24 protein-coding genes are annotated in these 20,104 nt (G+C 70.6%); 19 read left to right on the forward strand and 5 right to left on the reverse strand.

Annotated elements, in window-relative coordinates:
• Window positions 1-333 precede the first annotated feature (333 nt).
• Genes purS through purL form a run of 3 tightly spaced genes read left to right on the forward strand, consistent with a single transcriptional unit; the run spans window position 334 to window position 3,980 of the window.
• The gene (purS, locus tag ACIA5D_RS25150) at window positions 334-588 is read left to right on the forward strand and encodes a phosphoribosylformylglycinamidine synthase subunit PurS (RefSeq protein ID WP_396032593.1); all 255 of its coding nucleotides are present in this window, start codon (window positions 334-336) and stop codon (window positions 586-588) included.
• Complete coding sequence (purQ, locus tag ACIA5D_RS25155) at window positions 585-1,292, forward strand: phosphoribosylformylglycinamidine synthase subunit PurQ (RefSeq protein ID WP_396032639.1); 708 nt, start codon at window positions 585-587, stop codon at window positions 1,290-1,292. Before purS ends, purQ begins: the two co-directional genes overlap by 4 nt.
• Window positions 1,293-3,980, forward strand: coding sequence for a phosphoribosylformylglycinamidine synthase subunit PurL (gene purL / locus ACIA5D_RS25160; RefSeq protein WP_396032594.1), 2,688 nt, complete (start codon window positions 1,293-1,295; stop codon window positions 3,978-3,980).
• Window positions 3,981-4,088: 108 nt separating this feature from the next.
• Here purL and ACIA5D_RS25165 read toward each other — a convergent pair whose 3' ends face one another.
• Window positions 4,089-6,035, reverse strand: coding sequence for a carboxypeptidase-like regulatory domain-containing protein (locus ACIA5D_RS25165; RefSeq protein ID WP_396032595.1), 1,947 nt, complete (start codon window positions 6,033-6,035; stop codon window positions 4,089-4,091).
• 231 nt (window positions 6,036-6,266) lie between these two features.
• Here ACIA5D_RS25165 and ACIA5D_RS25170 point away from each other — a divergent pair, with 231 nt between their 5' ends.
• The 5 genes from ACIA5D_RS25170 to amcA all read left to right on the forward strand — a co-directional run bounded on the left by ACIA5D_RS25170 (window position 6,267) and on the right by amcA (window position 10,956).
• Entirely contained in the window at window positions 6,267-6,641 is a 375-nt protein-coding gene (locus ACIA5D_RS25170; protein ID WP_396032596.1) for a sterol carrier family protein, read from the forward strand.
• 83 nt (window positions 6,642-6,724) lie between these two features.
• Window positions 6,725-8,326 (forward strand): amidophosphoribosyltransferase, encoded by a 1,602-nt coding sequence (purF, locus tag ACIA5D_RS25175; RefSeq protein ID WP_396032597.1) that lies wholly within the window; start codon window positions 6,725-6,727, stop codon window positions 8,324-8,326.
• A gap of 34 nt (window positions 8,327-8,360) precedes the next feature.
• Window positions 8,361-9,509: a phosphoribosylformylglycinamidine cyclo-ligase gene (purM, locus tag ACIA5D_RS25180; RefSeq protein ID WP_396032598.1), complete on the forward strand. Its 1,149-nt coding sequence runs from the start codon at window positions 8,361-8,363 to the stop codon at window positions 9,507-9,509.
• 135 nt (window positions 9,510-9,644) lie between these two features.
• Entirely contained in the window at window positions 9,645-10,748 is a 1,104-nt protein-coding gene (amcB, locus tag ACIA5D_RS25185; protein ID WP_396032640.1) for a cyclophane-forming radical SAM peptide maturase AmcB, read from the forward strand.
• Window positions 10,717-10,956, forward strand: coding sequence for a multiple cyclophane-containing RiPP AmcA (gene amcA / locus ACIA5D_RS25190; RefSeq protein WP_396032599.1), 240 nt, complete (start codon window positions 10,717-10,719; stop codon window positions 10,954-10,956). Before amcB ends, amcA begins: the two co-directional genes overlap by 32 nt.
• Before the next feature lie 296 nt (window positions 10,957-11,252).
• Here the strand turns inward: amcA and ACIA5D_RS25195 are convergent, their stop codons facing one another.
• Together ACIA5D_RS25195 and ACIA5D_RS25200 are read right to left on the reverse strand one after the other, a co-directional pair.
• Window positions 11,253-11,468: a DUF3073 domain-containing protein gene (locus tag ACIA5D_RS25195; protein WP_203735286.1), complete on the reverse strand. Its 216-nt coding sequence runs from the start codon at window positions 11,466-11,468 to the stop codon at window positions 11,253-11,255.
• A 226-nt stretch (window positions 11,469-11,694) separates the two neighbouring features.
• Window positions 11,695-12,774, reverse strand: a complete 1,080-nt coding sequence (locus ACIA5D_RS25200; protein WP_396032600.1) for a Glu/Leu/Phe/Val dehydrogenase — start codon at window positions 12,772-12,774, stop codon at window positions 11,695-11,697.
• Window positions 12,775-12,959: 185 nt separating this feature from the next.
• On the opposite strand from ACIA5D_RS25200, the gene ACIA5D_RS25205 reads away from it, so the two are divergent.
• The 6 genes from ACIA5D_RS25205 to ACIA5D_RS25230 all read left to right on the forward strand — a co-directional run bounded on the left by ACIA5D_RS25205 (window position 12,960) and on the right by ACIA5D_RS25230 (window position 17,389).
• Entirely contained in the window at window positions 12,960-13,799 is an 840-nt protein-coding gene (locus ACIA5D_RS25205; RefSeq protein WP_396032601.1) for a hypothetical protein, read from the forward strand.
• A gap of 281 nt (window positions 13,800-14,080) precedes the next feature.
• Complete coding sequence (locus tag ACIA5D_RS25210) at window positions 14,081-14,290, forward strand: BldC family transcriptional regulator (RefSeq protein ID WP_014687221.1); 210 nt, start codon at window positions 14,081-14,083, stop codon at window positions 14,288-14,290.
• 161 nt (window positions 14,291-14,451) lie between these two features.
• On the forward strand, window positions 14,452-15,231 hold the full coding sequence (locus tag ACIA5D_RS25215; protein ID WP_396032602.1) for a class I SAM-dependent methyltransferase: 780 nt from the start codon (window positions 14,452-14,454) through the stop codon (window positions 15,229-15,231).
• Window positions 15,228-15,512 carry an RNA 2'-phosphotransferase gene (locus ACIA5D_RS25220; RefSeq protein ID WP_396032603.1) on the forward strand — a complete coding sequence of 95 codons (285 nt, stop codon included), beginning with the start codon at window positions 15,228-15,230 and terminating at the stop codon, window positions 15,510-15,512. The genes ACIA5D_RS25215 and ACIA5D_RS25220 overlap by 4 nt, the downstream gene beginning before the upstream one ends.
• Before the next feature lie 54 nt (window positions 15,513-15,566).
• On the forward strand, window positions 15,567-16,133 hold the full coding sequence (locus ACIA5D_RS25225; RefSeq protein WP_396032604.1) for a hypothetical protein: 567 nt from the start codon (window positions 15,567-15,569) through the stop codon (window positions 16,131-16,133).
• Complete coding sequence (locus ACIA5D_RS25230) at window positions 16,130-17,389, forward strand: PrsW family intramembrane metalloprotease (RefSeq protein ID WP_396032605.1); 1,260 nt, start codon at window positions 16,130-16,132, stop codon at window positions 17,387-17,389. The genes ACIA5D_RS25225 and ACIA5D_RS25230 overlap by 4 nt, the downstream gene beginning before the upstream one ends.
• 8 nt (window positions 17,390-17,397) lie before the next feature.
• Here ACIA5D_RS25230 and ACIA5D_RS25235 read toward each other — a convergent pair whose 3' ends face one another.
• A complete protein-coding gene (locus tag ACIA5D_RS25235) occupies window positions 17,398-17,646 on the reverse strand; it encodes a hypothetical protein (RefSeq protein ID WP_396032606.1) in 249 nt (82 codons plus the stop codon).
• 122 nt (window positions 17,647-17,768) lie between these two features.
• Between ACIA5D_RS25235 and ACIA5D_RS25240 the strand changes: the two genes are divergently transcribed.
• Complete coding sequence (locus ACIA5D_RS25240; protein ID WP_396032607.1) at window positions 17,769-18,188, forward strand: PaaI family thioesterase; 420 nt, start codon at window positions 17,769-17,771, stop codon at window positions 18,186-18,188.
• Window positions 18,189-18,251: 63 nt separating this feature from the next.
• Complete coding sequence (locus ACIA5D_RS25245) at window positions 18,252-18,641, forward strand: hypothetical protein (RefSeq protein WP_378974093.1); 390 nt, start codon at window positions 18,252-18,254, stop codon at window positions 18,639-18,641.
• Between the two features lie 7 nt (window positions 18,642-18,648).
• On the opposite strand, the gene ACIA5D_RS25250 is transcribed toward ACIA5D_RS25245, so the two are convergent.
• Window positions 18,649-18,957, reverse strand: a complete 309-nt coding sequence (locus ACIA5D_RS25250) for a hypothetical protein (protein WP_396032608.1) — start codon at window positions 18,955-18,957, stop codon at window positions 18,649-18,651.
• Window positions 18,958-18,993: 36 nt separating this feature from the next.
• Between ACIA5D_RS25250 and ACIA5D_RS25255 the strand changes: the two genes are divergently transcribed.
• The 3 genes from ACIA5D_RS25255 (at window position 18,994) to ACIA5D_RS25265 (ending at window position 20,067) form a co-directional block, all read left to right on the forward strand.
• Window positions 18,994-19,251: a hypothetical protein gene (locus tag ACIA5D_RS25255; RefSeq protein WP_396032609.1), complete on the forward strand. Its 258-nt coding sequence runs from the start codon at window positions 18,994-18,996 to the stop codon at window positions 19,249-19,251.
• Window positions 19,252-19,268: 17 nt separating this feature from the next.
• The gene (locus ACIA5D_RS25260; protein WP_396032610.1) at window positions 19,269-19,460 is read left to right on the forward strand and encodes a hypothetical protein; all 192 of its coding nucleotides are present in this window, start codon (window positions 19,269-19,271) and stop codon (window positions 19,458-19,460) included.
• A gap of 100 nt (window positions 19,461-19,560) precedes the next feature.
• Window positions 19,561-20,067, forward strand: a complete 507-nt coding sequence (locus tag ACIA5D_RS25265; RefSeq protein ID WP_396032611.1) for a hypothetical protein — start codon at window positions 19,561-19,563, stop codon at window positions 20,065-20,067.
• Window positions 20,068-20,104: the final 37 nt, after the last annotated feature.

The raw sequence follows: 20,104 nt of genomic DNA on the forward strand, positions 1-20,104 counted from the left end.
GACGGAGCTCGACCCTCGCACCACACCCCGGCGGAACCAGCTCGATGCTTTGCCGGACCGGCGACGGTGGGGGCACCGTCGCCGGCTCTTTCCGGAGATCGATGTCACGACGGTATGCGTCCGGGATGATCTCGCCAAGACCTCAGTTCCCACATATCACCGTGTGATGGCCGAGGATTTGGTTGAAGCTTGTATCGAACAGGTGGTCGAGATCACCTTCGAGATTGCCTGCTCAGCGCGGCTTGCGTCGCCCTGCCGACACCGGCCGATGGGCTCGCCCAAAGGTTCACAAGGTAGGCTGCCGATGCTCACACCTATCAGTCAGGAGTGCCCGTGGCTCGCGTCGTGGTCGACGTCATGCTCAAGCCGGAGATCCTCGACCCGCAGGGCCAGGCGGTGGCGAACGCACTGCCCCGGCTCGGCGTCAACGATGTCTCCTCCGTCCGCATCGGGCGCCGGATCGAGATCGAGTTCGCCGGGGAGCCAGATCTCGAGCGCGCCCGCGAAATCGCGGACAAGCTGCTCGCCAACCCCGTGATCGAGGACTTCTCCATCCACCTGGATGGCGCTGCGGCGGAGGTCGCCTGACCATGCGCATCGGTGTGGTCACCTTCCCCGGCTCACTCGACGACGGGGACGCCGCCCGCGCCGCGCGCATCGCCGGCGCCGAGGCCATCCGCCTCTGGCACGGCGACCCCGATCTGTACGGCGTCGACGCCGTGATCCTCCCCGGCGGCTTCTCCTACGGCGACGCCCTGCGCTGCGGCGCGATCGCCCGCTTCGCCCCGGTGATGGAGACGATCATCAACGCGGCCCGTGGCGGCCTGCCCGTGCTGGGCATCTGCAACGGCTTCCAGATCCTCTGCGAGGCGCACCTTCTTCCCGGTGCGCTCACCCGCAACCAGCACCTGCACTTCCGCAACCGCGACCAGCTCCTGCGCATCGAGTCCACCGACACCGCCTGGACCAACTCGTACACGCCCGGCCAGGAGATCCTGATCCCGGTGAAGAACGGCGAGGGCTGCTACGTCGCCGACGAGCGGACGCTGGACGCGCTCGAGGCCGAGGGGCGGGTCGTCGCCCGGTACATCCAGGGCAACCCCAACGGCTCGCAGCGCGACATCGCCGCGATCACCAATGAGGCCGGCAACGTCGTCGGCATCATGCCGCACCCGGAACACGCGGTGGAGGCGCTGACCGGCCCGTCGCTGGACGGCCTCGGCTTCTTCACCTCCGTCCTGCGCGCCCTGGCCGGGGCTGCCGCGGGCGGACAGCACCCAGGGGGACAGTAGATGACGACGCAGCCGGAAAAATCCACCGGCTTCGCCGCGACCGATGTGCTCGTCAGCGAGTTCGACGGCGGGCCGGACACCGTTCAGCGTGCGATCAGCACGCCGGAAGAGATCCAGCCGCACACCGAGCTCGGCCTCAAGGACGACGAGTACGACCGGATCCGGCAGATCCTCGGACGGCGGCCCACCGCCTCCGAGCTGGCGATGTACTCGATCATGTGGAGCGAGCACTGCTCGTACAAGTCGAGCAAGGTGCACCTGCGCCAGTTCGGCGAGAAGGCCCCGCAGAACACCCGGATGCTCGCCGGCATCGGCGAGAACGCGGGCGTCGTGCAGATCTCCGAAGACCTCGCGGTCACGTTCAAGGTCGAGTCGCACAACCACCCGAGCTTCGTCGAGCCCTATCAGGGTGCGGCCACCGGCGTCGGCGGCATCGTGCGCGACATCCTCGCCATGGGCGCCCGGCCGATCGCGGTGATGGACCCGCTGCGCTTCGGCGCGGCCGACCACCCCGACACCGCGCGGGTGCTGCCCGGCGTGGTGGCCGGCATCGGCGGCTACGGCAACTGCCTGGGCCTGCCCAACATCGGCGGCGAGATCGTCTTCGACCCGACCTACCAGGGCAACCCGCTGGTCAACGCGCTGAGCATCGGCGTGCTTCCCGTCTCCCGCCTGCAGCACAAGGAGGCGGCCGGCGTCGGCAACGTCGTGGTGCTGCTGGGCGCGCGTACGGGCCGGGACGGCATCGGCGGCGTCTCCGTGCTGGCGTCCGCGACCTTCGACGAGGCGGCCGAGCAGCGTCGCCCGTCGGTGCAGGTCGGCGACCCGTTCATGGAGAAGCTGCTCATCGAGAGCTGCCTCGAGCTGTACGACGCCGGCCTCGTCGCCGGCATCCAGGACCTCGGCGGCGCCGGCCTGACCTGCGCGCTCACCGAGACCGCGGCCGCGGCCGGCACCGGCATGCGGGTGTGGCTCGAGCGGGTGCCGCTGCGCGAGGCCTCGATGTCGCCCACCGAGATCCTGGCCAGCGAGTCGCAGGAGCGGATGCTCCTGATCATCACGCCGGAAAACCTCGCCCAGGTGCTCGCCGTCGCCGAGAAGTGGGGTGTCTGGGCCACCGCGATCGGCGAGGTCACCCCGGCCCAGGCCGACGGGTCGCCCGGCCGCCTGGTGATCAGCTGGAACGACCACGTCGTCGTCGACGTGCCGCCCGGCTCGCTCGCCGACGACGGCCCGGTCTACGCCCGGCCGATCCGCGAGCCCGCCGACCTCATACTGCTTCAGGCCGACAAGGCCGAGACGCTGCCGCGGCCCACCACCGGCGACGAGCTGCGCGAGACCGTGCTGCGGATGATCGCCTCGCCGAACCTGTGCGACAAGACGTGGGTCACCGAGCAGTACGACCGGTACGTCCTCGGCAACACCGTGCTGGCCCAGCCCGAAGACTCCGGCGTCCTGCGCATCGACGAGAGCACCGGCCTCGGCGTGGCGCTGTCGGTGGACGGCAACGGGCGGTTCGCGCGGCTCGACCCGTACGAGGGGGCGAAGCTCGCGCTGGCCGAGGCGTTCCGCAACGTCGCGGTCACCGGCGCCGAGCCGGTCGCCGTCACCGACTGCCTCAACTTCGGCTCGCCCGAGGACCCGGCCGTGATGTGGCAGTTCGCCGAGGCCGTGCGCGGTCTCGCCGACGGCTGCCAGCAGCTGGGCACCCCGGTCACCGGCGGCAACGTCAGCTTCTACAACCAGACCGGCGCCGCGGCGATCCACCCGACCCCGGTGGTCGGCGTGCTCGGCGTCTTCGACGACGTTTCCCGCCGCATCCCGATGGGCTTCCCGCCGGGCGACGGCGACCAGCTGTTCCTGCTCGGCGAGACGGCCACCGAGCTGTCCGGCTCGGAGTGGGCGTGGGTCACCCACGGCCACCTCGGCGGCCGCCCGCCCAGGGTCGAGCTCGTGAACGAGCAGCGGCTCGGCGCGCTGATGTCGCGGGCCTCCCAGGCCGGCCACGTCACGGCCGCGCACGACCTCTCCGACGGCGGTCTCGCCCAGGCGCTGGTCGAGAGCTGCCTTCGGTACGACGTGGGCGCGCGGATCGCTCTGCCCGACGACGGGACCACGTCCTTCGTGTACCTGTTCAGCGAGTCGGCGAGCCGGGCCCTGGTGGCGGTGCCGCGCGGGCACGACAAGGCGTTCGTGGCGCTGGCCGCCGACTACGGCGTGCCGTGCGCCCCGATCGGCGTGACGTCGCGCGAGCCGGTGCTGGAGGTTCGGGACGAGTTCTCGATTCCGCTGCCCGAGCTGCGCGAGGCGTGGTCGTCGACGCTGCCCAAGCTGTTCGGCGGGGTGGCCGAGATCGCCGGCCGGCACGGCGACCCGGAGCACGCGGCCAACCCGGACGCTCCCGCGGGTGACCGCGGGGACGCCGTGCTGGCGGCGGCCGCGGCGGGGGCGGCCATGGAGACGGCGGCGCCAGTCGAGGCCGACGGAGCTTCGTCGTCCGCGGCGCGCTCGGTCGAGCTGGAGATCGCCGAGCCGTCCGTGGAAGCCGCCGAGCCGTCCGCAGAGGCGGCCGAGCCGTCCGCAGAGGCCGCCGAGTCTTCCGCAGAGGCGGCCGAGCTTTCCGCGGAGCTTGCCGAGTCTTCCTCGGAAGACGCAGTCCCGGGCGGGCCCATCGAGCCCACGGAGTGATCTACAACCGACGGTAGAAGCCGGTCAGCGTTCGCGCTGACCGGCTTTTTCGTGGGAACAAATTCGGCCCCGCTCTCTTTCGAGGGCGGGGCCGAGATCGTTTGCTGACTAGTTGTCCCACTCCGACGGGCGACGCTGACCCGGGTGGGTCGGCTGGGCCGGGCTGCGGTTGCCGCGCTGGTCGTGGCCGGCTTGGTCGTAGCCGCCCTGCTCGTAGCCGTTGCGGTTGTCGTCGTAGCCACCGCCGCCGTACTGGCCACCGCCGTACTGGCCACCGGCACCAGCACCGGCACCAGCACCAGCACCAGCGCCGCCGTATTGGCCGCCACGCTGGTCGTAGCTGCCCTGGTCGTACTCCTCATAGCCGCCACCACCACCGGCGCTGCCCCCGTAGGAGCCGCCGCCGTACTGGCCGCCGGCCGGGGCCGTCGAGCCGTAGGTGGCGCCGCCCTGGGCCCCGTAGCCGTTGGCCTGGTCGTAGCCGCCCTGGTCGTAGCCACCGCGGCTGTCGTCATAGCCGCCGGCGCCGCCGCCGTACTGGCCGCCGCCGTAGGCGCCGCCACCGGCTGCGCCGCCACCAACTGCGCCGCCAGCGGCCGCGCCGGCGCCGTACTGGCCGCCGCGCTGGTCGTACTCGTCGTAGTCGTCCTGGCCGGCCTCGGGACGGTACATGCCGGTGGGCTCGTCGTACCGCTGCGGGCCGCCGCCGTACTGGTTGCCGGCGCCGTACTCGCTACCGGCGCCCACGGCACCCGCGCCGTAGGTGCCGCCGCCGGCCGCGCCGGGCTGCGCCGCGCCGTAGACGCTCGTGGCCGAGCCGTACCCGTCGTCCTGAGGACGGCCGTACTGCGGGGCCGGCTCGGCGTACTGGTTGCCGCCGTAGGCGCCCGCGCCACCGCCGGCCTGGTCGTCCCAGCCGCCGCTGTACTGGCTGCCCTGGCGGGGGGCGGGAGCGCCGTACGGGTCGGGGAACTCGTCCTCGACCGGGCGCTGAAGCATGGTGGGCGCGTCGGCCATCGGGGCGCCGGACGCCCGCGGCGCCATCATCGTCGCGTCCCGGCCCGCGCCCATCGGCGAGGCCACCCGGGTCGCGTCGTTGAACCGGCCCTGGCTCGGCGGGACCATGCCGCCACCGCCGCCGCCCATCGCGGTCGGGTCGTCGTCGACGCCGTCGCCGCCGTTGCCCTTGCGGCGCATCAGCACCAGCACGATCGCACCGACGCCGGCCGCCACGAGCAGGCCGCCCAGCAGGATGAACAGCAGCGAGCCGCCGCCGCCCTGGTCGGCGGAAGTGTTCTTGGTGCCGGCGTCGGCTGCCACCGAGTCGTCGGTGGTCGGCTCCTCGGCCGCCGGGTCCTCGGTCGCCTCGGCGCTGGCGCTGGCCGACGCGGACGGGGTGGCCGATGCGGTGGCCTCGACGGCCTTCAGCGTCAGCGGCACGTCAAGGCTCTTGCCGGCCGTGGCCTGCCGCTGCACGGTGGCCGCCTCGAAGCCCTCCTTGAGCGCGCCGACGGTGATCGTGCCGGGCGCGATCGGCTTGGATCCGGTCGAGTTGAACGAGTAGCCGCCCGAGCCGTTTGTGGTCGCCGCGAAGGCCGTGCCGGCGCTGTCCTTCATGGCGACGGACGCGCCCGCGATGGCCTTGCCGTTCTGGTTCTTGACCTTGCCGGAGACCGCGGTGACGGTCTGCGGCTTGTCCGGGCCCTTGACGTTGACCTGCTGCGTCGTCTCTCCGGGGTCTTCGCCCGGTACCGTCACGGTGATCTTGATGTTCGCGGTCTTGGTGGCGCCGGCGCTGACCGTCGGCGCGGTGAACTGCGCGCTGAAGGACTTGCCGTTGCCGTCGACCTGAGCGATCTGGCCGCAGCCGCTGTTGCACCTGATCCCGTCGCCGGTCACCTGGATGGAGGCGGACGTGGGCGCGCCGCCGCCACCGCCGTTGTTGTCGGTGCGCACCGTGTATTGCATCGTCACCGAGCTGCCCGACAGCACGTCGGTCGGCAGACTGGTGATCTGCACTTGGGGCGGATCGGCCAGCGCCACTGCGGGCGCCATGGCGATTCCGCCGGCGACCACCGCCAGTAACGCACCGGCTTGGGCCGCTCGGGTCCGTAGGTGCGTTGTCACATCCACCGCCTTCCGGTCGCACGGTCATCCCGGACTGTCTCAGGGTGCCGGTTACGTCCCGCGACTAAAACACCGTCGGCCACTATGCCTTGTCGTACGTCCATTGCGCGACCCAGGGGCGCGTACCAATCTCAACTAAGCGAGTCGTATCGTCCCGACGTGTCCCCTGCGCACAATAAATCCGAGTCCGTTGAACAGGCGTTGGACGCGCTGGATCGTGGCGACGAACCCGAACGGTCCGTGCTTCGTGACGCTGTGCGAGCATTGCTGACCGAGTTGTCCCTTCGTGCTCCCGGCCGTTCGGTGGAGGTACGAGTTCCGCCTTTCGGTGCGATTCAGTGCGTCGCCGGCCCCCGGCACACGCGCGGCACACCCCCCAATGTGGTCGAAACGGATCCGGTCACCTGGGTGCTGGTCGCCACGCAGCGTGTGAGCTGGGCGGATGCGCTGCGTGACGGTCGACTCCGGGCGAGCGGCATCCGCACCGATCTCACCGAATACCTTCCGCTCGGGGTGGGGACAGTCGAAGACTGACGCTCAGCCGTGCACCGCCGCCTCGCGTACACTGGGCGGTCGGAGCGGACCAGCAAGTTCCACAGATCACAGGGAGCGATCAGGTGCCCCGAGGCGACGGCCGGTTGACCGACGATCTCGACCCCCAGGAGCGCGGCCCCCAGGATGCCTGCGGCGTCTTCGGCGTCTGGGCCCCCGAGGAAGAGGTCGCAAAACTCACGTATTTCGGGCTCTTCGCTCTCCAGCACCGCGGCCAGGAGGCTGCCGGCATAGCGGTGAGTGATGGCTCGGGCGTGGTGGTCTACAAGGATCTCGGCCTGGTCTCCCAGGTCTTCGACGAGCCGACGCTGGCGAGCCTGCGCGGCCACCTCGCGATCGGCCATACCCGCTACTCGACGACCGGCGGGTCGAACTGGGAAAACGCCCAGCCGACGATCCGCGCCACCACGGCCGGCACGACGATCGCCCTCGCGCACAACGGCAACTTGGTCAACACGGCCGAGCTGGCCCGCGAGGTCGCCGAGCGCGGTCTCGAGGCCACCGGGTCCTCCGACATGGGCGCCACCAGCGACACCGCCCTGGTGACCACCCTGCTGGCCAGCCGTCCCGACCTCTCGGTCGAGGCCGCGGCGCTCGAGGTGCTGCCGCGCCTGCGGGGCGCGTTCAGCTTCGTGTTCATGGACGAGAACACGCTCTACGCGGCGCGCGACGCCCAGGGCGTACGCCCGCTGGTGCTCGGCCGCATGGATCGTGGCTGGGTGATCGCCAGCGAGACGGCGGCGCTCGACATCGTCGGCGCCAGCTTCGTTCGCGAGGTCGAGCCGGGCGAGATGCTCGCGGTCGACGAGCACGGCCTGCGTTCCACCCGGTTCGCCGCGCCCGAGCCGAAGGGCTGCCTCTTCGAGTACGTCTACCTGGCGCGCCCCGACACCACGATCGCCGGCCGCAACGTGTACTCGGCCCGGGTCGAGATCGGCCGCCGGCTCGCCCGGGAGCACCCGGTCGAGGCCGACCTGGTCATCCCGGTGCCGGAATCCGGCACCCCGGCCGCCATCGGGTACGCCGAAGCCTCCGGCATCCCGTACAGCGCGGGGCTGACCAAGAACGCGTACGTCGGACGCACCTTCATCCAGCCGTCGCAGACGATCCGGCAGCTCGGCATCCGGCTCAAGCTCAACCCGCTGCGTGAGGTGGTGCGCGGCAAGCGGCTCGTGGTCGTCGACGACACGATCGTGCGCGGCAACACCCAGCGGGCGCTGGTGCGGATGCTGCGCGAGGCCGGCGCCCTCGAGGTGCACGTACGCATCTCGGCGCCGCCGGTGAAGTGGCCCTGCTTCTACGGCATCGACTTCGCCACCCGCGCCGAGCTGCTGGCGAACGGTCTGGAGATCGACGGTATCCGGCGGTCGATCGGCGCCGACTCCCTCGGCTACGTCTCGATGGAGAGCCTGGTGCAGGCGACCGAGCAGCCCAAGTCGCGACTCTGCATGGCCTGCTTCGACGGGAACTACCCCATCCCCCTTCCCGCGGACAATCTGATCGGCAAGCATGTCCTGGAGGGTGTCGGCAAACGCGCGTCGATGCCGGACGCCAGCGACGCCGCCGCCACCGCGGCGGTCGCCGAGCTCGAGACCGAGTACGACGACCGGGCCACGGTCCGGCTGGTCGCCAGCCCCGGCGGCGGCAACGCCCTGCAGCACCCGTGATCGTCAAGAACAGCGCAGCTCTAAGGGGAAAACCGTGACCCACGTGTCCGAGCGCAACAGTGCCGGATCCAACGGCGCCGAAGGCGATCGCCGGCCCTGGACGGCGGGCGCCGGCCGTGGCGTTCGCAAGCGGTCGGTCACATACGCGGAAGCCGGTGTCTCGATCGAGGCCGGCGACCGCGCCGTGGAGTTGCTGAAGTCGAAGGTGAAAAAGACCACTCGGCCCGAGGTGATGGGCGATCTGGGTGGTTTCTCCGGTCTGTTCCGGCTCAACACCCAGAAATACAAGAGCCCGATCCTGGCCTCGTCGACCGACGGCGTCGGCACCAAGCTGGTGATCGCGCAGCAGCTCGACATCCACGACACGATCGGCATCGACCTGGTTGCCATGGTCGTCGACGACCTGGTGGCCTGCGGCGCCGAGCCGCTGTTCCTGCTCGACTACATCGCCTGCGGCGAGGTCGTGCCCGACAAGGTCGCCGAGATCGGCGCCGGCATCGCCGACGGCTGCCGCTACGCGGGTTGCGCGCTGCTCGGCGGCGAGACGGCCGAGCACCCCGGCGTGCTGCGCCCCGACGAGTACGACGTGTCGGCGACCGGCGTCGGCGTGGTCGAGGAGAGCGAGATCCTCGGCCGGGAGCGGGTGGAGGTGGGCGACGCGGTGATCGCGATGCGCTCGTCCGGCCTGCACTCCAACGGCTATTCGCTGGTGCGGCACGTGCTGCTCGGCGCCGGCCGGATGCGGCTCGACTCGGTGGTCGACGACTTCGGCACCCAGCGCACGCTCGGCGAAGAGCTGCTCACCCCCACCAAGATCTACGCCAAGGACTGCCTGGGCCTGATCGAGGAGACCGACGTCCGGGCGTTCTCGCACGTCACCGGCGGCGGCATCCCCGGCAACCTGGTGCGCATCCTGCCCGAGCACGTGGACGCGGTGGTCGACCGCTCCACCTGGCGGCCGCAGCCGATCTTCGATCTCATCCAGGCGAAGGGCCGGATCGAGGACACCGAGATGGAGGCCACGTTCAACATGGGCGTGGGCATGTTCGCGGTCGTCTCCTCCGACGACGCCGACCGTGCGATGGCCTACCTGACCGGCCGCGGCGTCGAGGCCTGGCAGGTCGGCGAGGTCATCGACGGCACTGGCGAGGTGCAGATGATGGGGCAGTACACCCGCGGCTGACCGATTCGGTGTAAGAATCCGCGTGTGTCTATGTATGGCACACGCGGATCTTTCATGTAACGGCTGGATCGGGCGGCCTAGCCTGTGGGCACGTACGCGGCGGACGGGGTGCACATGACCAGACAGTGGAGCGGGATGAACGGCATAGCGGCCGTCCCTACCTACGTCGTTATGCAGCCCACCACGCTCTGCAATCTCGACTGCTCTTACTGTTACCTTCCGTTCCGCGCTGTCGACAAGCGGATGCCGGTCGAGGTGGCCGCGGCCGTGGCCTCGTCGGTCGACGCGTTCGCCCGCGCCGGGCGGTTCTCGGTGGTCTGGCACGGCGGCGAGCCGCTGGCGGCCGGTCGTGATCACCTGGCCGCTCTGCTGGCCCCGTTCGGCGGCGCGGTGGAACACCACGTCCAGACCAACGCCACCCTCATCGACGACGCCTGGTGCGAGTTCTTCGCCGAGCACGACGTACGGGTCAGCGTGAGCGTCGACGGCCCCGAGGCGCGCAACGGCGAGCGGGTCACCCGCGGAGGCAAGCCCGCCTACGACCGGATCACGCGCGGGATCGACACGCTGCGCCGGCACGGCATCCCGTTCTCGGCACTCTGCGTGGTCGGGGACCCGCGACCCGGTGTGGCCGAGGAGCTCTACGCGTACTTCCTCGACCTGGGCTGCGAGGTGCTCGGGATCAACGTCGAGGAGCGCGAGGGCGTCAATACCCGCGACAACCGGCACCCGGCCGCCGACGTGACCGCCTTCTGGGCCGAGCTGGTCGGCGCCTGGCGTCGCGATCCGCGGATCCACCTGCGCGAGGTCGAGTGGTCGCTGCGGTACGCGGCGGCGGTGCTGGAGGGCACGGCCGACGACCTGCTGCCGCGCCGGCTGGACCCGATACCCACGATCGCCCACGACGGCTCGGTGGTGCTGCTCTCGCCGGAGCTGGCGGGCTTTCACGACCCCCGCTACGGCGACTTCACGAGCGGCAACGTGCTGACCACGCCGCTGGGGGAGATCCTCGCCGGGGCGGCCGGGACGCCCTGGATCGCCGAGTTCCTGCGCGGGGTCGAGGCGTGCCGGGCGAGCTGCCCGTATTTCGGCTTCTGCGGTGGCGCCCATGCGGCGAACCGCTACTTCGAGCATGGCCGGTTCGACATGACCGAGACCGACCACTGCCGTAACAGCAAGATTCGCCTACTGGAGGGAGTGCTGGACCATGCCCGAGATCACCAACCCACGGCTTTCTGAGGCAGCGCAGCCAGAGACCGTGGATGTCGATCCGGTGACGGCGCGGGTGCACGACACCCGGGCCGGGCTGTCGGCGCTCATCGCAGAGGCGGAAGCAGCCCGCGGGAAGCGTGCGGAGAGCACGGCAGAGGACGGTTCGGCGGTGTGCGCCTGGAACCACTTCGAGAACATTCCCACGTTCTACAACTGGAACAACCGGCCGCGCTGAGCTGGCTGGCGTCGCCTCCGGCGCCGCGGGCGATCGCCCCTTCGGGGCTGATGAGGAGGCGGTCGATTTCCGGCACCGCAAACCCCGCGGCGACGAAAATCGGCTGACTTCTCATCAGCGGGGCGATCGCGGGCAGTTACCCGGGAACGGGTCCACCGAAGGAGCGGGCAGCAAGTCAGGTTCGAAGCCCCACGCAGGCAGGGACCGGCGTGGGGCTTCGGCGTTGTTTGAACCGTGGGATGTTGACCGCGACACACGGGAGCACGCGGTCAGCCGCGTGCTCTGTGCAATACGGGTCAGCGCCTTGTTGGCGACCAGGTGTCCTGGTCGTCGTCCGCGTCGTCCTCGTCGTCGTCGACGAACTCATCGTTGTCGTCGTCGAAATGACGGTCGGACTTACCACTGGCACCAGCCAGTTCGCGCTGCAAGGCGGTGAGGTCGGTGTTCGGGGAGTGATACTTCAGCTCCCGGGCCACCTTCGTCTGCTTGGCCTTAGCACGGCCGCGCCCCATGGCTCGACCCCCTCGCACAGAATTCGGGGCAGCCCGAAGGCGGGCCCCGATGACGTCAGGCATCTCTCGTGGGTCTTACGGTACATGGACGATGCCGCCTTCGGCACCTCGGGTTGCGTGTGACACTGCCGCGCGTCGCGGGTTTTACATCCCGGAACGCGCGGCAGCCACTCCAATCGCCCCACCCGCCACCCTAAACAGGACCAAAAGGCGGATCCGGCGGGTCTCAACCGAGGTAGATCGCGCGCAAACGGCCGACTTCCGCCATCCGCTGCTCGGCCAGCCGGTCGGCCGCCACGGCGGGCAGGACGCCCTCCTCGTCGGCGAGCGCGAGGATGCGCTTGGTGGTGTCGAAGATTCCGGTGGCCCGCAGCTTGGCCCGCTCGAAGTTGAAGCCCTCGATCTCGTCGGCCACCTGGATCACGCCGCCGGCGTTCACCAGATAGTCGGGCGTGTAGAGGATGCCGCGTTCGGCGAGGGTCTTCTCGATGCCGGGGTGGGCGAGCTGGTTGTTGGCGCCGCCGGCCACGACCTTGGCGCGCAGGGCCAGGACGGTGTCGTCGTCCAGGGCCCCGCCGAGGGCACAGGGCGCGTACACATCGATGGCGGAGGTGATCAGCGCCTGCGTGTCGGGGACCAGCTCGATCTGGGGATAGGTCGCGCGGGCCCAGGCGAGGGCCGCCTCGTTGACGTCGGTGGCGACCACCGCGGCGCCGTCCTCGATGAGATGGCCGGCCAGATACTTGCCGACCTTGCCGAGCCCGGCGATGCCGACCGTGCGGCCGGCCAGTGTCGGCGAGCCCCAGGTGTGCTCGGCGGAGGCGCGCATGCCCCGGAAGACGCCCCAGGCGGTCAGGATGGACGAGTCGCCGGCGCCGCCGTGCTCGAGGCTGCGGCCGGTCACGTAGCGGGTCTCGCGGGCGATGACGTCCATGTCCGGCACGTAGGTGCCGACGTCGCAGGCCGTGTAATAGCGGCCGTGCAGCGACTCGACGAAGCGGCCGTAGGCGCGCAGCAGGCCCTCGGACTTGGCCCGTGCCGGGTCGCCCCAGATCACCGCCTTGCCGCCGCCCAGGTCGAGACCGGCCAGCGCGTTCTTGTACGCCATCCCCCGGGACAGCTTGAGCACATCGGCGAGGGCGTCGGCCTCGCTCTCGTACGGGTAGAACCGGGTGCCGCCGAGCGCCGGCCCGAGGGCCGTCGAGTAGATGCCGATGATCGCCTTGAGGCCGGTCTGCCGGTCCTGGCAGAAGACGACCTGTTCGTGCCCGCTGGCGTCGGTGCCGTCGGAGTCGAACACACCCATCGCTGCTCTCCTGATCTGGTCTCGAGGCCCTTGTGAGGCCGCTGCGCCGGCCGGGGTAGTGCCGGACATAGCGAGCGTAGTCGGGCGTTCTTCAATCGGGGTTCTCCGCCGCGGGTTGGTACAGGCCCTGTGATTACGCCCGCGCGGGAAGTTCGCTACGACGGATTTCGTGAAAGGATCGCGCCGTGCCGTCACTGTTCGCGTCGTACCTTCGGGTTTACGAACCGCTGACCGCCTTCGACCGCGACCGCCAGGTTTTCTGGCGCAAGTACGCGCGGGAGGGGCGTGCTCTCGGCCCGGTCGAGGGTCCGGTCAAGCAGCGCTCCGCCGTGCTCGAGGCGCTCGGCGCGGGCTGGACGCGCCTTCCCGACCTGCCCGACGAGGCGTACGTGCTGGAGTGGGGCGACACGCTGCTGGTCTGCCCCTGGAACCTGCGCCTGCGCGTCGCCGAGGCGGCCCTGAACGCCCGTGACGGCGTGCCCAGCGTGCTGGCCGACGCGTTCGTGCCGCCGGTGCTGGCCGGCCAGGCCCGCGCGATCGTCGAGGACTGGCGCAGCGGCGCCAAGGTGCTCGAGCACGGCGTGCCGCGGGTGCACGAGCAGATCGCGACCTGGGGTGTGCCCCTGCGCTGGTTCGTCTTCATCGACCTCGAGGAGCGGGAGATCGACCTCGCGGCCGGCCGGCGCACGCTGCGTTACCGCACCGAGATCTCCAAGGCCCGCCGTCGCGCGCACCGGGGCGTCTCGGTGCTGCGCAAGTCGCTGGGGGACGCGCCGATCACCGAGGCGGTCGAGGAGGGCACCCGGTGGCTGGAGGAGTTCCATCCCCGGTCGATCGTCGAGCTCGACTACGGCGGTCTCGTCAACCTGCTCCCGGATGACGAGCTCACCGGGGACGATTCACCCGGACTGGTGGCTGCCGGACTTTCCGCCCTCTCCCGCGGCGACGCCGACGCGGCCTCCGAGGCGTACGAGAAGCTCGTCGATCGCTGGCGCGGCGTGCAGCTGCTCGAGCGCTGCAACTGAGCTGGCAAAATAGGACTTAGGGCCATAATTTGATGGCCGTGGGAACGCTCCCGAGGCGAATACTCTTCGTAATCAAGGGTCGCCGAAGCGTGATAATCGGACTAAACGCGGCACTATCTGGCGTAGAAAACACGGAAAAATCGGGCATGCTTCATCCGTCTATCTGGGGACGTTCGTCCGTTCGGCCCATGTCGGACATCGGGGACTAGCCGGACCATGAGAGACGCACCGGCCGGCGGGACCCCGGCCGATGTCTATAGGTACCTGTGGAGGAGTGACCGATGGCATCGCGTACGCACGATCCTGAGCCGCTACTAACGCCGGCCGAGGTGGCGTCGATGTTCCGCGTCGACCCGAAGACCGTCACCCGGTGGGCGAAGGCCGGCAAGCTCAGTGCAATCCGCACGCTGGGCGGCCACCGCCGTTACCGGGAGTCGGAAGTTCGTGCCCTGCTGCAGGGGCAAATTCCCACGCAGCGTCAGGGCGACTGAACGGACTTCAGTCGGACGTAGCATCGTTGCAAGGGGCGTGCGCTGGGGAAGGCGAACGCCCCTTCTTCGTGTCTGAGATCCCCCTCGAGAAGATCTTCCCACGACAATGATCACCGGGCGGCGCGACCCGCCGGGACGCATTTTCTCCGAACCGAGTGACGATGGATGAGCCAGTGATCGGCGACGTCTGGGGCGAGATGATCCGGGACGCGTACGCCGTGCGGACCGGGGTGGGGCCGCGGCCGCTCGCCGGCGGCCGGGTACCGCGTCCGGTGATCGAGGTGATCGAGCGGGACGACGGCCTGATCAACGGCGCGCCGGCCGATCACTACCTGGACGAGCCCGAGAAGTGGCAGCCGCACGACCACCGGGCGCTGCGTCTCTGCCGCGGGCAGGTGCTGGACATCGGCACGGGCGCGGGCCGGACCGCGATCGAGCTCCAGCGGCGCGGCATGGCGGTGACCGGTTTGGACACCTCGCGAGGCGCGATCGACATAGCCCGGCGGCGCGGCTTGCGCGACGTCGTCGCGACAACCATCGACGCGTACGCCGAAAGAGCGGCCACCCGGTACGACACCTTCCTGCTGCTGGGTAACAATCTGGGCCTCCTCGAGGGCGCCGAGCGCGCGCCGGTCCTGCTCGCCGCGCTGGCCCGGCTGGCCCGGCCGGGCGCCCGCATCGTGGCGCAGGGGACCGACCCGTACGGCACGACCGATCCGGTGCACGTGGAGTATCACCGGCGCAACCGGGAGCGCGGCCGGATCGGCGGCCAGTTGCGCCTGCGCCTGCGCTACCGGCGGCTGGCCACCGAATGGTTCGACTATCTGAACTGCTCCCCCGACGAGGTGGAGAAACTGCTCGGCGGCACCCGATGGCGCCTGAAATCGGTCGACCTCGAAGATCGCCCTTACTATCTTGCGGTCATGGAGTTGATTGAATGACCAACCTGTCCCGCGACCAAGTGCGGGTCAGTCGGCGGATCTCGATGGTCCTGCGGCACCGGCCCGAGTCGGCCGGTCTCACCCTCGACGCGAACGGCTGGGTGCCGGTCGCCGACCTCCTCGCCGCGCTGGCGATCGCCCGCGACGAGCTCGACGTCATCGTCGAGAACAACGACAAGTCCCGGTTCGCCATCGCCCGCCGCGACGACGGCGTGTGGCTGACGTCCGCGGTTCCGCCCGCGTATCTCGCGATAAAACGGACAAAACCCGAAGAAGCCTAGCCTCCACAATGGCCGCGCGGGCCATCGCCGCCCGCCAGCGTTTAGCGTGGTGGCATGGCGAGGATCACCCGGCGTGAGCTGATGAGTCTCCTCGGTGCTCTCGGTGTCGTCGCCATCCTCGGCGGACTGGCTTTCGGGCTGCCCGCTATCGATCAGGCCCTGCCGGCCGAGCGCCCGGTGAGCGCCGCCGAGCCCTACCCGGTCGGCGCCGGCGTCACCGTGATTCCGCCGGTCGGCGCCACTCTCGACGTGACCGGCACCCGCCCGGGCGATGCGGCGGGCACGGCGCTCTTCCGCCTCGGCGCGGTGCAGTACAAGATCGCCGTCCGGCCCTTCGCCGGCGACCTGGGCACGGCCGGCGAGCGCCTCCGGAAAAGAATCACCGGCACGCCCGGATACCAGGTGACCGGCCCGCAGCTGGAGGTCGCCACGGCCGGTGGGCTGGCCGGCCTCCAGGGCGGCTACACCGCGCCGGGCCGCAGCGGCCGGTACGCGGTCTTCGTCGCCGGCGGGCTCACCATCGAGGTCACCATCAGCGGCGTCGACCTCGACCTGGGCCGCACGCTGCCGCAGATCGAGGCGAGCACCCGCACCCTGCGGACCGACGGGCGCGAGCCGTGACGGCCGCCGCCGTGCGCCCCGCGCAGGGCGGGGCCCGGCTCTCCGCGCTGGCCCGCGTCCCGGCGTTCTGGGTGATCGCCGCCCTGCTGCTCGCGGGCGCGATCCGGATGTCGCAGATCGCGGGGCGGCTGGCCTCGGCGTACCCGATCGCCGCGGCCGCGGCCGTGGTGTTGTTCGCCCTGCTCGCGGTGCCGTTCTGGCTGGTGGTCGCCGAGCTCGACTTCCTCGAGCGGGAGCCGACCGAGCTGCTCGTGCTCGCGTTCGCGTGGGGCGGCCTGGTGGCGACGAGCGTGTCGATCCCGGCCAGCTCGGCGCTGGAGGATCTCGTCGCGAAGCTCGGCTCCCCGCACCTCGCGGCCGACTGGGGCGCCGCGCTGGCCGCGCCCTCGGTCGAGGAGACCGCCAAGACGCTCGGCGTGGTGGCGGTCGTGCTGGTCGCCCGCTCCCAGGTGAACAGCGTGCTGGACGGCGTCGTCTACGGCGCGATGGTGGGGCTCGGCTTCCAGATCGTCGAGGACGTCATCTTCGCGGTCGGCGCGGTGGCGCTGGCCGGGCAGGGCGACCAGGTGCAGCCGGTGATCGCCACGTTCCTGCTGCGCGGCTTCCTCTCCGGGGTGTGGAGCCACACGCTGTTCGGCGCGCTGGCCGGCGCGGGGATCGGCTACCTCGTGGTGCGCCGCGATCGCCGGCCGGCCCACCGGGTCGGCGCGGCCGTGCTCGCCTTCCTCGGCGCCTGGGCGTCGCACGTGCTGTGGAACTCGCCGCTGCTCGGCGATGGGATCGGCAACGGCACGCTGGCGCTGCTGGGCGTGCTGTTGCTCAAGGGGCTGCCGCCACTGCTGCTGATCCTGTTGCTGGTGCGGCGGGCGCACGACCGGGAGGCCGACTACTACGTCGAGCGGCTGCGGACGCTCGACGACCCGGAGCTCATCACGCCCGGGGAGGTGGAGGCGCTCGGATCGGGCTCGGCGCGGGCCGCGGCGCGTCGCTACGCGGGCCAGCGGGCCGGGCACGCCGGTCGGCGGGCCGTGCGACGGCTGCAGCACGCCCAGGCGAAGCTGGCCGTCGAGCTGAGCCGTGCGTCGGCCATGAACGGCGACGACGTCCGCGAGCAGCGCAAGGCGCTGCGCGAACTGGGCCACCCGGAGGCGATCACCGGGCCGCGGTCGTGGCGGCACACGGCGTCCACGATCGTCACCACCGCGGTGGCGATCGCCGTCCTCTGGGTGGCCCTGTCGGCGCTGGGTGGCGCCTAAGAACGCACTTAGACCTGCGGCGGCAGGCCGCCGTCGCCGTCGACGATGGCGTCGGGTTCGCCGTCCTGGTCGAGGTCGACCATGGTGATGTCGACCTTGCCGTCGCCGTCGGTGTCGAACTGGAACAGGTCGGGCTTGCCGTCCCCATCCGTGTCGGACACCCAGACGTCCGGCTTGCCGTCGCCGGTCGTGTCGTTGGCGATCAGGTCGACGCGGTCGTCGCCGCGCGTCTCCACGGTCTCCTGGGGCTCGCTCATCGAATCTCCTCAAGGCCCGAATAGGTCATGCGAACCCTAGGACCCCGACGCCACGTGCGCGACCTGGGGTCTGTGATCGAAGTCGCAGGAAAGCCGCACTACCGGAGGTAACGTTCCCCGTCATGGATATAGCCGCCGACGCCCTTCAGACGCTGCTCTCCTCCGGAGGCGGCGGTGACCTGGGCAAGCGTATGGGCATCGAGCTCAAGGAGGCGGCGCCCGAGCGGGTCGTCGGCACCATGCCGGTCGAGGGCAACACCCAGCCGTACGGGCTGCTGCACGGCGGCGCCTCGTGCGTGCTCGCCGAGACGCTCGGATCGGTCGGCGCGGTGCTGCACGGGCAGACGGTGGACCGGCCGTTCGCGGTGGGCGTCGACATCAACGCCACGCATCACAAAGGCACCCGATCCGGCCTGGTCACCGGGGTCGCGACGCCAGTGCACCGGGGCCGCACGATGGCGACCTACGAGGTGGTCATCACCGACGACTCCGGTGATCGCATCTGCACCGCCCGGATCACCTGTCTTCTGCGCGGAGCGTGAATTCCCGTTGCTTGTTGACCCGTACGCGAGCGTTCCTTGACCGATCCACGTACCTTTCTTCACGTGACGGAGGTACCACAGCACGCTTTCGACGACGCGGCGCTCGTTCTGCAGAGTGCGCTCAGCGGCGACAGTGATGCCGTGGTCGGCACGTTCGACGCAGTCGTCGACCGATCCGGCGTGGTCGGGGCGTGGGATGTGGCGTGGTGCCTCGCGGCCACCATGGTCGGCCAGGTCCCGCTCGGCGGCGCCTGGACCCTCGACTTCCCGGGCATCGACGACGCGCGGTACGACAAGCGCTGGGTGGCTCGCTTCGTCAGCGCGTACGTGAACGGCGACGTCCCGACCGGCGAGGCCCTCTTCGGCGCCGCGATCGCCGACGGCCAGCTCCCGGACTGCCTCCTGGCGCTCGCCGGCTCGACCGTTGCCACCCTGCGCCACCGGGCGGCGTGAGCGAGCCTCAGCTCTTCTTGAGGTAGAGCGCCTTCGCGTACTGGGCCGCCGCGGCCTCGTTGTACATCCCCGCCTGGGACATGTACCACTCGTTGTCGGAGATCGCCTTGCGGGCCTGGGTCGTCCCCGACCAGCGGATGTCGGCGTCCACCTGGGACATGCCGCGCGCCTTGAACTGACGGCGCATCGCCATCTTGCCGGATTGGAACGCCTCGGCGGCCTCCTCGGCCTGCTTCATGCAGGCGAACGCCTTCTCGCTCAGCGCCTCCGCCAAGGTCCACGCCGTCTGTTCCGCCGCATTCGTGAATGTCAGCACGTCGTCCTCCTCGAGATCGCTGCCAGAATTACCAGGGTGTTGCTGCTGCTTATCGATCTCGACAACACTCTTATCGACCGCCGGGCGGCCTACAAGGGCTGGGCGGAGTCGCACTTCGGCGAATCCGAGGTTCCGTGGCTGGTCGAGGCCGACCAGGACGGCTACGAGAAGCGCGAGGTCCTGGCGGCGAAGTTCGTCGCGCGGTACGGCGGCGACGAACGGCGGATGCTGACCGAGCTGCGCGCCGGGATGGTGGAACAGCTGTCGCCCGACCCGAGACCGACGCAGCGCTGATCGACGCGAAGGCCGGGGTGCCGCTCTTGCCGGAGGGCTGGATGGTCGGCGACAACTCCGAGAAGGACGTCGGCGGCGACGCGGGGGCCGGATTGCGTACGGGATGGGTCGCCCTCGGCCGCGAGTGGCCCGCCGGTCTTCAGTACCGCCCGACCGTCACGGGAACGACCGGAATGATCACGCTCCGGCAGGTGCTGTCGGCCACCTGACTCGGGCTGCCTTTCCGCCTCCAAGGTTCCGCCGGATCTCCGTCGGGCGATGGACAAAGAGCCCATGTGCGGTGTCGTTCCGGCGCGCAAAGGTGTACCAGTGACCTCACCGCAGACGTCCCGTCGAGGCGCGTTCGTAGCACCCGTGCTGCTGTTCGTGGCGCTGCTTGGCGGCGCGATGTTCTTCGGCCTCCTGGCAATGTCCGGAAAGTACGAGAAGGACGTCAAGGCGGATCAGGCGGCCGCGGCCGTGGCCGGCCCGCCGTCGAAGGCGGTGCCCGCCGCCAAGACGATCGTCACCAACGACCCGAGCCGCAGCCCGCGCGCGACCGCCAACCCGCCCGAGACGCACACCCCGGAGCCGAGCGCGACACCCCAGTCGGGGAACGGGTCCGAGGACGCGCGCGAGATCGCCGCGCTGCCGCGCAAGCCGATCCCGGGCCGCACGGCCTACCCGGTCCTCGGCGGGTACTGCACCCCGGCCGGCTCCAAGGCCCGCACCGCCGCCGGCGACGTCGTGGTCTGCGGCAGCTCGGCCAAGGGCGGCACGGAAGGCAGCTCGGCCAAGGACGACAAGAACCGCTGGCGAGAGGCCGACGACAACTGACGGCCGCGGAGTCCGGAGTGGACGGCCGGCACGACCC

It is taken from the genome of Actinoplanes sp. NPDC051513, from assembly GCF_044454685.1.
Classification (GTDB): domain Bacteria; phylum Actinomycetota; class Actinomycetes; order Mycobacteriales; family Micromonosporaceae; genus Actinoplanes.